Annotated in this window: 5 protein-coding genes; all 5 read right to left on the reverse strand. The window is 63.3% G+C overall.

Translation table 11 applies throughout. The features are described from left to right. Positions 1-106 precede the first annotated feature (106 nt). The 5 genes from HDEN_RS00225 to HDEN_RS00245 all read right to left on the reverse strand — a co-directional run bounded on the left by HDEN_RS00225 (position 107) and on the right by HDEN_RS00245 (position 15,721). Complete coding sequence (locus tag HDEN_RS00225) at positions 107-5,452, reverse strand: alpha-2-macroglobulin family protein (RefSeq protein WP_013214090.1); 5,346 nt, start codon at positions 5,450-5,452, stop codon at positions 107-109. Between the two features lie 314 nt (positions 5,453-5,766). After that, positions 5,767-6,303, reverse strand: coding sequence for a hypothetical protein (locus HDEN_RS00230; protein ID WP_245256682.1), 537 nt, complete (start codon positions 6,301-6,303; stop codon positions 5,767-5,769). A 190-nt stretch (positions 6,304-6,493) separates the two neighbouring features. Continuing rightward, on the reverse strand, positions 6,494-8,923 hold the full coding sequence (locus HDEN_RS00235; protein WP_041921463.1) for a hypothetical protein: 2,430 nt from the start codon (positions 8,921-8,923) through the stop codon (positions 6,494-6,496). A gap of 140 nt (positions 8,924-9,063) precedes the next feature. Beyond that, the gene (locus HDEN_RS00240) at positions 9,064-11,583 is read right to left on the reverse strand and encodes a transglycosylase domain-containing protein (RefSeq protein ID WP_013214093.1); all 2,520 of its coding nucleotides are present in this window, start codon (positions 11,581-11,583) and stop codon (positions 9,064-9,066) included. Positions 11,584-12,355: 772 nt separating this feature from the next. Next, positions 12,356-15,721 carry an ATP-binding protein gene (locus tag HDEN_RS00245; RefSeq protein ID WP_013214094.1) on the reverse strand — a complete coding sequence of 1,122 codons (3,366 nt, stop codon included), beginning with the start codon at positions 15,719-15,721 and terminating at the stop codon, positions 12,356-12,358. Positions 15,722-15,724: the final 3 nt, after the last annotated feature.

Below are 15,724 nucleotides of genomic sequence, written 5' to 3' on the forward strand. Positions count from 1 at the left end.
GCATGAGATGTGTGGCTTCCCCCCACCCCTAACCCCTCCCCGCGTCGGGGGAGGGGAAGAAGTGAGGCAATCCGTTTCGTGAGGGTTTGCAGCATGGGCACGCTGCTTACTCCTTCGCGGAGACGGTCAGGGTGCCGGCGGCGGTGCGGGCGTAGCGCTCGGGGCGGTACATGTCCTCAACGGTCGCGGCGGGATGCACGAACGTGCCGGGGCTCACGGCGCGAACGATGTAGGCGAGCGTTGCCGACACCGGCGGCGCTTTTTTCTGCGCCGGGTCTTCCGGCGTTGCGATGGTGCCATCGCTCGGCGCTTCCGGCGCATCGCCTTCGACGGAGCTGTTCTCCTCCGTTGTCGTGCGGACGTTGGCGAAGTTGAATGCCGCGACGAAGCGATCGTCACGGAATTCCGTGTGCTCGGGTGACGCCGTCGACTTCAACCAGCTCAAGCCCGCGATCGAACCGCTTTCGACGAGATGCGGATTTTCGATCTCGAAGCCGGCGGGCAAACGATCGACGACCATGACGCGGCCGCCTTCGTCTTCCGACGTGACCTTGACGGTGATGACGAAGCGGTCGTTCTGCTTCACGCCCGCCTTGCCGCCCTTGAGGCTCGCGAGATCGACCGGCTTGCCGTCGAGCGTGTAGGCCTGGCGTTCGATCTGGAAGCCTTTCGAAACGGCCGGTTCCGGCGTCAGTGCCGCGCCGATGACGGAGATCACGGCATCGACCGCGGCGTCGCCGTCGTTGGTGATCGTCAACGCGCCATCCTTCAACTCGGCGGGTGTAAGCGCGCGGAGCACGGGGCCGGACGACGGCTTGCCGTCGATCGACAGGCTCGCGGCCTTCACTTCGTCGTTCAAGGCTTTCGCTGCGAGCAGCAGCCATGCCTGTTCCTGCGTCGAGGTGTAGGAGCGGGTTTCGTACGCCTTGGCGATGACGCTCGCGAGTTTCGGCTGTTCGGCCTTCGCGACGCCCGTTTCGGCAGCAAGCGCCACCAAAGCCGCGCCATCACGCAAGGTCGAGCCGTAGTCGCTGCGATAGCCGAAGTCCGGCGTCACGTCCGGCATCATCGCCAGCGCCGCGGAGAATGCGCGTTCGGCGCGTTCCTTGTCGCCCATCATTGCGAGCGCGGCGCCGATCTGCGCTTTCGCGAGCGGCGTCGAGAAGCGGTCGATGCGCGTGTCGGCGTAGTAACGGAGATCGCCGATCGGCGCGCGACCGTTGCGAGCGAGAACGTAGAGCGCATAGGCCCGGTCCTCGCCGCCCTTCTCGAAGTCCGACGCATACGCGATGAAGTTCTGCAGCCGGTCGAGCGCGCGATTGAAGCCTTCGCGCGGCATGTCGTAGTTGGCTTCCTTCGCACGTGTCAGGAAGTCGGTGACGTAGGCGGTCAGCCAGAGATCGGTGTTGGAGGGACCCCAGACACCGAAAGCACCGGTTGAGTCCTGCATCTCGAAGACGCGCGCGACGGCCGTCTGCACGCGTTCCTTCAGCGCCTTGTCCTCGGCAATGCCGACTTGCGCCGCGAGAGCGTTGGCGACGACGAGCGGCATGGCGCGCGACACGGTCTGCTCGGCGCAGCCGTACGGATAACGGTCAAGCTGGGTCAGCAGCGTCGGCACGTCGAAGCGCGCGGCCGGGCCGACGGACAGGTTGATGCGCGTGCGCGACGGGATCAGATCGTAGACCACATCCGAGCTGATGTTCAGCTTGCCGCCCGGTTTGAGCGACGAGATCGTCGTGCGTTTGATGTCGCCAGCAGGCGGCAGAACCTCGAACGTCATTTCTCGTTTGACGGCGATGTCGTTCGGACCGGTGACGACGGCCTTGAGCGTCAGGCGGCCGAGATCCTCCGGCTTAAAGGCGATGCGCTGCATCTTCCGTTCGCCGGTCTTGAGGTCGACCGACTTGTCGGTGATCGCAGACAGCGTTTCGTTGCTGTCGTCGCCGTGCTTCTTGGAGAGCGACAGTTTGTAAGGCGCGTTCGGGCCGTCGACGTTGTGCAGATCGAAGCCGAGCTTCACCTCGTCGCCGAGCGTCATGAAGCGCGGCACGGCGACGGTCAGCGCCACCGGATCGCGGACGATCAGGTCGCCGGAACCGTGGCCGACTTTATCGTCGCTCCATGCCACCGCCATCACGCGCACGGTGCCGTTGAAGTCGGGCAGCTCGAAGCTGACGTTCGCGGTGCCATCTTCCTGCACGCGGACGATGCCGGAATAGAGCGAGACGACGGTTTCGACGGTCGGATTGCCCTGCATCGCGGGGCCGCCTGCGTCGCCGCCCGAGCGGAGCTTGCCGCGGTCGGCGCGCATGCCGTCGATCAGACGACCGTAGAAGTCGCGGATTTCAAACGACAGCTTCTGCTGCTGATTGAACCATTTCTCCGGCGCTGGCGTCTCGTAGCGTGTGAGATTCAAGATGCCGAGATCGACAGCGGCGACGGCGACGCGCGCGTCTTCGCCCGGCGTCAGGCCTTCGATTTTCAGCGGCACGTCGATCTTGCTTCCGGATTTCACTTTATCCGGCAGCGTTACGGCGACCTTGAGTTGGCGCGCGCTCTGATCGACGGGCAGCCACTTGATGCCGATGGCGCGGCTCGGCATGCGCTTTTCCGTTTCATCCATCGGACGATAAAGGAGGGCGGTGACGTAGGCACCTGGACCCCAGGTGTCGGAGACGGGCACGTCCACTTCGCCACCGCCTTTCTCGACATCGACTTCCTTCAGGAGATGAAGGCCCGTGCCAAGAACCGTGATGAGGGCTTTGCCGCCGAGCTTGGTCGCGATGCGGAGCTTGGCGGTGTCGCCGGATTTGTAGCTGTCCTTGTCGAGCGCGACGTCGAGCTGCTCGGGGCTGTCGACGGTATCGCCGGACGTATACCAACCGGCATTGAAGACAACGCTCGATGCTGGTCCGCTCGGATCGTTCGATGCAACATCGAGACGGTAACGGCCCCAGCCGATGGCTTGCGAAATTCGCGCAGGCGTGTCGGCAGCGATCGTCAGTGGGCCGCTGCCGATCTTGCGCTTCACGGTGACGGCTTCATACGTCCACGAGCCGTCGCGGCGATACCACTGCCAATTGGTGTCGAGACGCGTCAGCGTCCACGTCAGATTGTCGGTCGCTTCGGGTTTGTTGTCGGCTCCGAGCAGGACGACGTCGAAGCCCGCGTTCTGATCTTCCGGAGCGGTGAAATTCTCGAACAGCGGCTTGATGCCGACGCGCTCGAGCTTCAGGTCGACGGGCAGCGTCAAGTTGCGTTCGATCGTTCGCCCGCCAGCCTCGCGCAGCTTGACGCTGATCGCAGCTTCGAGCGGCTTCGGCGTGCGCGGCAATTGCGGAAGCGTGACGGCGATTGCTGCCTTGCCGTCGTTGTCCATCGCGAGATTGGACGGCAGCGCCTGGCGCACCGGATTGACCGACTCGTCCGCCTGTCCAAAGACGTAGCCAGCGAAGCCTGCCACATCCTTGTTCGAAGGCTTCACGACGACTTCGCCTTCAAGGCCGAGGCCTGCGGCGGGCGGGCCGTAGAGATAATGGCCGTCGGCGCTGATCGTCTGGTTTTCGTCCGGCGTCAGCGCGGGCACGTTGGCCGAGAGCTTCATGTCGAGGCGTTCCGGCACGAAGTCTTCGACGAGGAAGGCGCGTTCCGCAATCGCGGGCGCTTTTGGATCGGTGTGCAGCCAGAGCCGCCAGGTGCCGCTCATCGCGGTCTTGGCGAGTTGAAGCGTGAAGTCGCGGCCGCCGAGGCCCTGATTGTTCATCACCGTGCGCGATTGCTCGACGCCGTCGGGACGCGTGACGATGAGCGTGGTCGGAACCACCGACGCCTTGCCGAACTGATCGCGCACCAGAGCGGTGATGTTCACCTCTTCGCCGCCACGATAGACGCCGCGTTCCGTGTACATGAAGGCGTCGACGGGGCCTGCCGGATCGCGGCCCTTGACGCCGCGATCGGAGAGATCGAACGCGTTGAGCGTGAGGTCGAGGAAAGCATATTCGCCGATGCCCTGCGTCGCGACGAGAATGGCTGGCGCAGCGCCGCCTTCGCCTTTGGTCAGCGCGGCGTCGAATTTTGCGTGTCCGAATTCGTCGGTCGTTGCGGTCGCGAGCACTTCATTGTTGCGGGCGACGAGTTTGACCTGGCTTCCGAGAATGGCTGTCGCGTCGCCGAGCGAGCGCACGAAAGCGTGGATGCCGTCGCTGCCGGTGAACGCGGTCAGGCCGAGGTCGGAGACGATGAACCACTGCGTCGCGCGTTCGTAGCTTTCGTTCTTCGACTTCTCCGTGGGCGTGGCGACCATGACGTAGACGCCCGGCTCCAGGCGGCCGGTCGCGTCGGTGACGGGAACTGCGGTCGTCACCTCTTCATTGAGCTTCGCGGCGATATCCATCGTGCCGGTGTAGACTTTAATGCCGGAGCGATCGCGAATGTTGTCGACGTCGTAGCTCGAAAGCTGGCGCTGCATGTCGCCCGACTGCAATGTTGCGGCGAGCGCGCGATCGCCCAGACGGAAGACCTCGACATTGATCTTGTTGGTGTTGGTCGTGACGACGGGAATGCCCTGCTGTCCGCGAGCGGGGAGAACGTAGGCTTTGCCGCCGAAGCGCACGAAGGGCGAGCGATCCGGAACATAGACGGCGATGTCGGATGTCTTGAGCAGGTTTTCGCCGACGTTCGACGGAAGTCCGGCGCGGATTTGTACGACGTAACGCTCGCCGTGCTTCAGGCCCTCAACGCAAAGCTGGCGCGCGTCCTGGACGAGATTCTGCGGGTCCTTGCCGTTGACGGAAATGAATTTCGCGACGTCCGTCTGCGTGCGGCTCAGCTCTTCGGAAAACTCGAGGCAGAGGCGCGGCGGGGTGGCTTCGTTGTCCGTCTTGTAGTCGGTCATGCGGAAGCCGTACTGGCTGCGCAGCTTGTCGTAGGCTTCACGCGTCGTCTGGTCATCGGCGAGATCGAGGCTGAATTTCAGCGCGTCGATCGCGGGGCGCCAATAGGAGCGGCGCTCGAGCGTCTGGCCGAGGACGTAAAGCGCGTGTGCTTTATCCGGCGTTGCGCTGGCAAGCTGATAGCCGCGATAGGCGGCGCCGGATGCGTAAATCGGAAGATCGTAGCGTTCGCTGCCGGAATTCGGGTCGGGCTTGATTGCGATCAGCGATTCCGCGAGACGCGTCCAGGTGGCCCAGTCCTTGTCGTTCGCCACGACAGCCGCCGCGAGGCTGCGGGAGGCAGCACGGGGATCGGAGGCAAAGACTTTGTCGGCGTCGGCTTTCAGGACGGCCGCAGGTTTGCCGTCCGGTTTCCAGTTCGTCTTCAGGAAGGTTTCGTAGCGCTTCGCGTCAGCGGCGACGCCCTGGTGCAAGAAAACCTTGTCGGCGGCGAGTGCGCCGGTGACCGTCGCCAGCAAAAGCGTGGAGACCAGTGCGAGGCGCGCGAAGAAAAACATGGGATGCCATCCTGTAAAGCGTGACGGTGCGCGGGGACACCTGAGCTTAGCCCGGGCGGAGTATCGTTCCGGAGTGAGCAAGCCGAAAGCCCAACAAGAGCCAACGGCCGAAGCGCGGCGGTAATTTGCCAATTGCCGATGCTTGCGCGTTCTTGCGGCTTTTTTTCTGACGAGAGCGCAGATCGTCCCCGGATTTTATCAGACGCGTGACGAGCGGGGATGATTTCGGCGCGCAAATCCGATGGCCGCGAGGGAATTAACCCTGTCGCGGCCGGTCAGGTCGGATTTTCAGAGTGTGTGGTTCGCGCCGGGAATTATTGGCGGTGCGACCAGGGAAAGCCGGACGCGTTTCCAGTCGCGATCATTTCCGGGGCAAGAGCAGCGCCTTTCAACGGCATCAGCGTCTTGGCGCGCGACCAGAGGTTCTCGAACGAAACGGCGGCGCACTTGCGCGCGACGGGGTCGGCCTTGTGATAGAGTTCAAAAGCGTCGCGTTTGTTCGGGTCGCGGCGCAGGCAGTCGCCAATCCAGACATGCGTGCGGCCGACGACGAGCTGCTCGTGTGAGGCGCCAAAGCGCGGATCGGTCAGAAGGCGGAATTCGATACCCGGGTTGTCGCGCAGTGACGGCAACGTCGCGTCTTCGATGCGCGTGTCGGCGAGGATCACTCTAATGTCGAGCGGAAGGAGTGGGAGTTCAGCAAGCGCTGCGCCGAGCGCGCGCGCTGCCGGGCTGTCGACGCTGCGGACGAGCATCGTAATGCTGCCGTTGCCGCCGGGGCCTTCGGCCAGAGCCGTGAGGCTTTCGACGATGAAATCCTTGAGCCGCGTTTCCTTATCCGTTCGAGACATTGTCATGAGCCGCGAAGGTGAAGAAATGCGCATTTGTAAGTCCTATCGTCAGCCCAAACTGGTCGCCGGGGAAGCAGCACCCTGGCTTGCCTCGGCTGCCCCATTAAGCCGAGAAGAATGTTAAACAAGCGTTGCGAGACGGTTCGATTTATGGCGAACGGCCTTATCTCTTTTTTTGTCCAAGTTTTTTTCATTCGGCGGCTGGCGGCGCGATGCGCCTGAATAGGGCCTCGTCGGACGCGGAAAGCGGCTCTTGATCAGCAGGCGTTTGATCTGGCTCCCAAAAAAGCAGGTCGTCGGTTGTCGATGCCAGTGCGTCGAGATGACCGGCATCGCTCTGCGCTTCGGTTTGGTGTGCGGCAGATTTCGCGAGCGCGTCGCGCAAGGACGATGGAACGACGGCCTCGCTAACGGGCACCGTGAAGGTCGCGGTTTCGCGCTTCAGCGTGACGCTGGCGAGCGGCTCGGGAAGCACGGTGTTCAAGCGCTCGTCGGCCGATCTGTGGCGGAGCTCCGAGCGGGGGATCGGGATAATGGTCGCCGGCTGCGGATCAGCAGAGGGCGGCGCTGCGGCCGCGTTGCTGTTGGCGGCTTTGACAGGCATTTCGGTTTCATGAAGCGGCGGCGGCTGCGGATGGCGCATGCGCTGAGCGTGCGGCGCGGTGAAGACGGGCGAAGATGGGCCGGATTCCGAATTCGGGCGATACGCGGTGGCGTAGGGGCCGAACCGCTTCTCATGCTCAGGATCGATGGAAACGCTGGCGGGGCGCGGCGGCGCCGGCCGGATCTTCGGCTCGAACGCGAGCGTCGGCTCTGCGGGCTCGTTCGCAGGCTTCAAAGTTCCAATGTCGAGCGTCGGCGGCGTCGTGTGCGGCTCGTCGTTGTCGTCGTTCTCGATCGCATCGTCGGGGTATTGGGCGCGCCGGGCTTCAGCGCGTTTGGCCGCGCCCATCACCGCGCCGAGGATGATGTCCGACCAGGCGCCGTTCGCAAACTTATAGACGCGGAAAGATTCCGATGTGGCAAACTTCGAGCCCTGACGCGCCAGCCGCCTTTGAATGCTCGCGCGCGTTGGTAGCAGCGTGCGCTTGAAGATTTTCTCGCGCTCAAAGCTCGCGAACAGGTTGGCGAGAAGCTGCGCTTCGACGCGGAGGTTTTCGCGTTCCGTCGGACTGAGACGGGGCGGCGCGTCGAGCGGCACGGCGACGTAGTAGGCGCCGTTCATGTCGAAGACGACGTGACGGAACAACTCGAAATTCTCGCGGACTTGTTTGTCGCGATGGATGTCGTTGAAGCGCGACAGGATTTCGATAACCGGTCCGCGCTCGGCGGCTTTCATTTTCGGTACCAGTCCATCAAGGCGGTTGCCCGGACGCTGGCCCATCGACACGAGAAACAAACACAGATCGACGAACAGCGCGACAGCGAGCGGAACGTAGTCGCGTTTCGAAAGGCCGGAGGCTTCGTCGGAGCGCAAGGCGCGGACCGAAGCCTCGGTCGGGTTCTCGACCGACTGGATGGCTTTTTTCTGCAACTCGCGAAGCTCGTCGGCGGACGGCGGCATCTTGAAGGCCAAGAGGCCGTAGAACGTCGCCGTCAAACGGCGAAACGCTTCGATCGTCGCTTCGGAGCCTTCGACGGCCGCGATTTCCGGCTTCTGCAATTCGGGAAGCTGATCGATGGCCTTGACGACGCCATGCAGCGCCATCTGCAACTGCGGGTCGGGGCACGAGACGGCGGCCTTACCGTCGCCGAAGGTCGTGCGATCGGCGCGGTCGGCGAGATCGGAGCGGATCTGGCGTAGCTGCGGGTCGGTGCGGAAAGCATTGAAGCCGGTCACCGTGAGATCGAGCTTGCGGCCGAGCGCCCGCATGAACTCGTTGCGCGTTCCGGTCTTGGCATCGAACGTCGAGGCATCGGCGGAAACGACTTTCGCCAGGTCGCCGTTCAAAGCCTGCATGTCGGCGTTCACCGCGCCGACGCGGCCTTTCACGAATTCCGATGCGAATGAGAAGCGCTGCGCGTCGTCCTCGCGCATTTTTCGTCGCGGACCATCGCCGGGGCGCGAATTCGGGCATGACGTGCCCTTGGTGCGCTCGAGTTCGGCCTTGTCGGTCGAGACTTGAGTCAATTGCGTGAGCGTTGCCTGCAGCTGCTCCAGCCGCGTCGAGGCGCCATGCAGCGAATTCTGAACCTGCGAGACGGCGCTTTCGGCTGAGCGCGATGCTTCTCCGCGGCTTTCGAGAACTTTCCAGTAGAAGCCGAATCCGAAGCCGATCGATATCAGCGAAAGGAAAATGTAGCCGCTCGCGTAGAACAGTTTGGTCGTCAGCGGGTGCGGACGAAAGAGCTGGTCGAGCAGCCAGATGATCATCGTCATCAGCATCGCGACGGAGAACCCGACGATGATGCGGTGGATCATCGGCAAGTCGCCCATGTTGGCTTCGATCAGTTCGAGCATGCCGACATAGGTTGCGACCCAGGACAACGCTCCAAGTCCGAAAATCAGGACCATGCGCTTCCAGTCGCGCGGCGGTTTCGATGAGGCGTCCTCGCCGTCGTCTATCGGTTCACGCAGCGGGAACGATCCGCGCCGGTGATCTTGTGTCTCCAATTTCATTGCCGCCAACCCGCATTTGGTGCCGCCGGCACACTCGGCCGCCAGTCGGCGTTTTTGATGTTGGAACTGCGGCTGACGGGTGTCGAAGTGCTGGCGGATTTGTTTCCGTCATTCGCGGGCCGCGAATGGCGCGAGCGCGCTCAGTTCGACGTCAGCGTGCGAAGCTGTTCGTCGGACGGCGAGCGTTGGAGCGCTTTGCTGGCAAATACTTTCGAGCTTGCGGATGGTGGCGCTGCCTTCGAAATGCGCGGCGCGGATTTGACTCGCGGCGGCGGCAGCAGATCGCGTCGCGGGTTCGCCTTCGCGTGATCGGCAAGGTCGCCGAGCAGGACTTCGAGCAAAGGCGCGGCGACCTGGGCGGCGTGCAGATCGTGCGCCCAAGGCTGCGACGCATTCCCGGTGCCGACGAGGACGACATAGGAGTAGGCGGCGCCGTTCGCGAACTGCAGGCCGCCCGATGCCCAGGCGTCGACCGTCGCGTTCGGATCGAGCGTGACGGAGGTTCCGGTCTTGGCGAAATGCAGGCGCAAGTCGCCGCGCCGCCGGGCGCACCATTTCGCGATGCTTTTCAGCGTGCCGTAGAACTTGCCACCGGTCTCGTAGCAGAGCGGGGCTTCGAGCAGCGTCCGGATCAGTCCTGTTCCGCGCGGCCGGATTAAAGACTTTGGAATGACGGCCGGGCGTGCTTCGGCCGCGATGCCCCCGCCGTTCTGGCCTTTCTGAGTGTAGTCGTAGGTCTTGATCATCGTCGGCGGGCGCATCGGCCGGTCGCCCCTGCCGATCAAGGAAGCCAGCACCACGCTCGACATGAAATGCACGCGGCGCGGGGCACCGGCGATCTGGCCGAGGACGACGGCAGTCGACGGCGGCGTTCCGCCCGTTGAGGCAGCGGGCGGCATCGTGAAGCCGAAGCCATCGATCAGCCGCCGGATCGGTGCTTGTCCGAGCGCCGCACCGCGATTGATCAGCGGCGCGTTGAGCGAGCAGGCGAACGCGACGATCGCCTTTCGGTTCTGCTGGCTCGTGCCTCTGGCGCAGGTGTCGAGGCCTTGCGCGGGAGCGGCCGGATCGGAGTAGGGGCTTTCGCCCGTATCGCGGCCCTGGTTGGCGAGCGCGATGGCGAGCAGCATTTTTCCGGTCGAGGCGACCTGGCGGCTTTCGAAAGCGGGATCGTAGACGCCATCGGACGAGCGGCGCGCGGGCAGCGAACCGAAGTAAGCAGCGGTCTCGCCAGTCTCGTAATAGCGCACGATGCGGCCCTCGGCGTCGGCCGCCACGACGATCACATTCGGCAACGTCTTGTCGGCGGTGACCTTCTTCGGATCGAGCGTGAACGCGGCGTTGATGCGCGATGCCCATTCGGTGTTGAGCGCCGTTAGCTTGGCGTCGAGCTTTTCGCGAAATGTGAGGTTCTCGCCGATGTCGAACGTCGTCGTGACGCCGCGCACGTAATCACGCCAGCCGAAGCCGTAGCTCTGCTTCATCTCCTCGCGGATGCCGAAGCGGGCTGCGGGGAGCAGCAGGTTTGCGCGGATCATCGGGTTGGCTTCGGCGCGTTTCACCTGGTCGGGGACGAAGCGTTCGAGCGCCGCCTCGAGCTTCGGCTTCACTTTCGGATCGGGGGGGCCGCCTGCGAGCGCCATCAGCTCGAAGACGACTTTGCGCTGCTCGGCTTCGTCGGTGATGAGCTTTTCGGCGCAGGTGCGGGCGCGGACTTCGGTGATGTAGCGCCAGCGGTCGAGGCGCACGGCATTCAGGCGGTCGTTGCCTTGGAGCAGAATGATCGGCTTGTTGACGGCGGACGCGAGCACGAACTGCTCGGCGGTTGAAAGGTCTTTCGCTTCCTTGCCGAAGACGACCTGACTGGTGACTTCGACGCCGTGCAGCGGCTGGCCGCCTGTTCGTTGCGCCAGCCAGATGTGGTTCGCGGCCCATTGTTTCAGCAGCGTATCGTCGCCGTTGCGCGTGAGTTCGCGATAGATGACGGGCGCGAGCCACCATTCGCCGAGCTTGCGGCGGAGTTTGGTGATGCCGCCCTCGCCTGCGTGGGGCGGCGTTTTATAGATGACGCGTGCGAACTGCATCGGCAGCGTCGATCCGCCGACGCCCAGCATCGGACGCCGCGCTGCGATGGAATGCGTGATCGTCGTGACCGGGATCTTCAAAACGCCGACAAGATCGATGCCGAACGGGTTGAGCGCGCCGCCGAGGTATCGGTCTTCGTGATACGTCAGACATCGCCAGTACTGCTCGGGGACGTCGCGTACGGGAATGGATTTGTGATCGGGACTCGCAACGTAATTGCCGAGCTCGATGTCGCTGTCGGTGTAGTTGACGTCGCGCAGGCTATCGAGGCGGGGGTCGAAGGTGCCGACGAAGTTGCCTTTGGGATCGTAGATGGCGGTCGCGAGCCAGCGCTCGGCGTCATAGCCGAGCTTTTCGTGCAGCGTGAGATCGCCGACGTAGCCGCGGATCGGGGCCGCAATGTAGACGAGCACCAGCGCGAAAAGGACATAGAGCGTCGCGGCCGTGAAAACGTGGCGGATCGGTCCGAGCTTCGGATTGAAGGCGACCGCCGACATCAGGCGGCGCACGATCTGGCGCGGAAGCCTCAGACAAATATCGCTGAGCGCCGTCAAAAGGCGAAGAATGGATAGCATTACCGCAAGCCGCACTCGCGCCGCGCTAAACGCGGCTGTCGTACTGCCTGCATAATTGGAGTTTAAGGCGCCAGCTCAACGGGCTCGCGGCGGCATTCACGCCAACTCATGGCATTTGTGCGGCCGTGGACGTCCAAGGCAACTCTGCAGCCGCGAGTGGTGTGGCCGGCGCGCGCGACGGATGCTTCCGACGCGCGAACGCCGGGGCTCGACTCCGCGCTTAGAAATTGCTGACGAGAATGAAAAGACCGACGCCGATTGCTGGACCGACTAGAGTCGCAACGACCATCATGACGAAAGGCTTCGCCACCATGACACTTACCCCGCACTGAACTCGAAAGGGTTCACTCCCAACTGCCTCGGCCATTCACGAAGACCGCATCCGACCGGTTTGCCCCCTCGGTCATCGCGTTCTTTTTATCGCCGAGAGAGGGCCGCCCCCTAACTGCGCGGCTGACCGCATTCCCACTTTGTCAGCCGTCCTCATAATATCTCGCCGCAGCCGTTGTTGACAGACCCCTGCCTTATTTTGCGGCTCCCGGCTGGATTGACGGGCACGCATAACAAAGGTCTCGCGATTTCGCGGATTTGACTTTCAGTCGGCGCGTGGGGCGATAAAAATCTGTTTTATTTTCAAAGTATTGCATTGAGAGGGTCGGATTGCGGCTGCAAAAGAAGCCACAACTATAGGCAGCGCAGTATCACGGAGTATTTCGGGCATTGAAATGCAAATTGAATAGCGTTTGGCCAGTTCAATTCGGGTTTGCAGAAATTAACGAAGATCAAATAGCCGGAGTTGGCGCTCGTCAATTCCGCGGGTTTCGGCAGCCAATTGCTCGATGCGATCGAACGGCACCTGCTCGGCGGCAATCAGCGAACGCTGGGCCTTCATCGGCCGTACCAGACCTTCCTGGACCAGATGGAATTCGCCGACCGTCTGGCCGGGCAGCGCCGAGGCCGGGTCGAGGCCCGATTCCGATTGGAACGCGGCCTTGAGCTTCCGGAGGGCCGTGTCCTCGCGCACGCGGCCGATGAACCAGCTCGTGATCTGATCGCGGCTCTTGTAATCGAGGTCGCCCGGCGACTGGGTCGCGAGCATCATGCCGAGACCGGCGGAGCGGGCGCGCTTCAAGAGGCTCTGGAGAGGCTCGGCGGTCGCGGGCTTAGAGTTCGCCGGAATATAGAGGTCGGCTTCGTCGAACATGACGACGGCCTGCAACTCGTCGTTCGGGTTGCGCTGGCAGAAGCGCAGCGCCTCGGAGAGGAATTGCGAGACCCAGAAGAGGATGTTTTCGTTGTCGCCGAGGAAGCCGGTGTAGATGACCGACAGGCGCGTACGGTTCGGGCGCTGGTAGCGGCCAAGTCCGAGCAGGCTTTCCATGCGCAGGCTTTCGCCGCCGCCTTCGAACAGGGCGGCGTTGCGCAGGCGCAGCGAGTCAAGCTGCGCGACGAGATCGCGACGGAGCTTGCCCGACGGGTCCATGCGCTGCGTCTGATCGGTCAGCTCGGGATGCTCGTCTTCCAGAAGACGGATCAAGTCCGCGAGCGTGACTTCGCTGGTCGACAGCGAGCCCAGCACGCGCAATGCGACAGCCAGAACGCCGGACTGCTTCTGATGCGTCGCGGAGTTCTTCAGATGCAGCATTTCGCCGAGTGCGGCAGCCGACAGGTTCGCCAGCAACTGCTGTTCGTGCTCGGGCAGCTCGTTGATGCCGTTCGGCAGCAGCGTGATCGAGATCGGGCGGCCGGAGGCGCGGCCCGGCGTGTAGACGGCGACGTCGATGGCGTCGGCGAGCTTTTCGCGTTCGGCGCGACGGTCGGAGGCTTCGTTGTCGTTGGCGCGCCAGACGTCAGGGTTGGCGTAGCTCGCGAGGTCGCCCTTGCGGTCGATCAGGACCGCCGGGATGCCGCGCAGAAGAAGCTGCTCGATCAGCGACAGCGCGAGCGTCGTCTTACCGGAGCCCGAGCCGCCCAAGAACGCCGCGTGACGTTTCAGAACGCTCTTGTTCAACGTGACGGGACGGTTACGGTTGTTCTTCTCGCCGCCGGCAAGAATGCTGGCGCCGTAGCTGCCGTTCTCGTCGAGGATGACCGACATCGGCAGATCGTCGTCGTTCGCGGGCAGGCCCGGTTCGCCGTCGCCCGGATGCGACGCGCGCGCCTGTTCGGCCGACAGCGTATCGAAGCCGTCGAGCGACGACTGCGGGTCGTCCATTTCCTTGGCGACGAGGCGCGGCACAGGGCGGCCCAGAAGATCGAGGCGCAGAAGATGGATGATCGAGATCAGGCTCGACAGCGGCTTCGTGCCTTCGAGCCACTGCGTCATGCCAGGATCGGTGCGGTGATGGGCGGTGAATTCGCGCACCGTCATCATGCGTTCCCATTCGGGGATCGGCACGAGCAGCTGGCGGCCGCCGCCGTCGCGAAATTTGCGGAAAGCCTGAGCCGTCTGGTTCTTCTTGTTCGGCGGGAAGTCGCTGGCGCGCAGCATGAAGCAGGGCTTGCCCTGCATCGCCGTCAGCACCTTGTCGAGCTGACGCTTCAGGCCGCCGCCCTGGGTCGGGCGGTTGCACAGGAAGACGCGCACGTCGTTGGCGAAGCCGGTCCGATGGCGGACCGTCAGATCGAAGGCCGGGAGATCGTCGCCAAGCTCAAGGCGCTTGACGGTGACTTCGATCGCCTTGCCCCATTCGTCGCGCGCAAGTGACAGCGCGGATGAAAGAATATCGACCAGCTCCTGATCGTCGGCGGGCATTTCGGCTTCGCTCTCATTGGCGAAGCGTTCCCACATTTCGCGGAACTGTACGGCGGAGATCGTTGGCGTTTCTTCGTCAGCCGAGCCGAACCCGACCGCCGCGCCAAGTGCCTGTGCGAGCGTCGAGATGAAGGACGGACGATTTTCCTCGGCCTCGCGTTCGTCGCCCTCGGTGGAGGTTGCCTCTCTGAGACGAGATTGTGCGTGCTCCAGAAGACGGCGCGTCGATAGCCCGCCGAATTCCTCGAAGAACTGCGGTCCGAAGAACTGTGAGGCGTCGGGGAAGCTCAGTCCACCGCCATGTGTTTCCGAATGATGCGCTAGACGTTTCGAGATGATGAGACGCGCTTCTTCCGGTGTCCGGCTTTCGCGCAGAAGCACGGGGCCGGATTTTTCGATGCGGTCGACATAGGACTGCGCGACGAGGCTGCGCACCTGGCCGTAGAAATCTTCCAGGCACGAGATGATGATGATCGCATTGGTCGAGCGATTGGCGATCTGAATGAGATCGCGCACTGCGCGCTGGAAACGATCTTCGGCATTGTCGAAGAAGCGCAGATCTTCGACCTGATCGATGCAGAAGACGAGCGCGGCGCGATCGACCGTCCAGACGAGTGCGCCGAGGGCGGCAATGATTTCGAAGGCGCGGTCTTCGCCATCGTTCGGATCGAGCGCACTGACGGCTTCGTGCGCGATCGCAGTCAGCTGGCGGCCGTTGAGATACTGGCGGATGCGCTGATCGATGCGCGGGTCGCGGCGCTGGAGATAGAGAAGTGCGCGCACGATATTGATGTCGAGTTCGCGCGTCTGGAATTTGTCGCAGGCGACGATCTGGTCGGCGAGACGCAGGATCAGGCGTGCCAGCTGCTTGTCGTCGAGCGTCGCGTCGCGCAGCTTTTCGAGATCGGCCGAGGAAATGACCTCGGAATCGAGAACCATGTGGTTCGTCAGCCGCGACAGCGCGGACTCGCCGAAGCGATCAGGGTCGTAGGGTTTTTCGAGCGAGTGGACGAGGCGGCGCAGATAGAAGTCGGCGTAGTTCTGCACATCCGGCGTCATCTGCGCGTAGCCGAAGTAGCTCTGCCCGGTGCGATGGGAATCGGTTCGGAGCGCGCGCAGAAGGTGCGTTTTTCCGGCGCCGGACTGGCCGTGAAACAGCAGGATGCGCTCCGGCGTGTGATAGCCGCGTCCCGATGTGATCGTCGTCAGCAGATCGTTGAATTTCTGGCGCGCCTTGGCGTGGATTTCCGGCACGTCGACCGGATCGGCCCGCCAGAGATCATCCTCCCAGGTAATCGAATGCTCGAACGCCTCGCTCAGCTTGTCAGGAGCGAGCGAGGGAGCAAACGACGCCTTTTTGAGTGGACCGCCTTCAACGCCCATTGC

Origin of the sequence: Hyphomicrobium denitrificans ATCC 51888 (genome assembly GCF_000143145.1) — a bacterium.
In the GTDB taxonomy this organism is placed as follows: Bacteria; Pseudomonadota; Alphaproteobacteria; order Rhizobiales; family Hyphomicrobiaceae; genus Hyphomicrobium_B; species Hyphomicrobium_B denitrificans.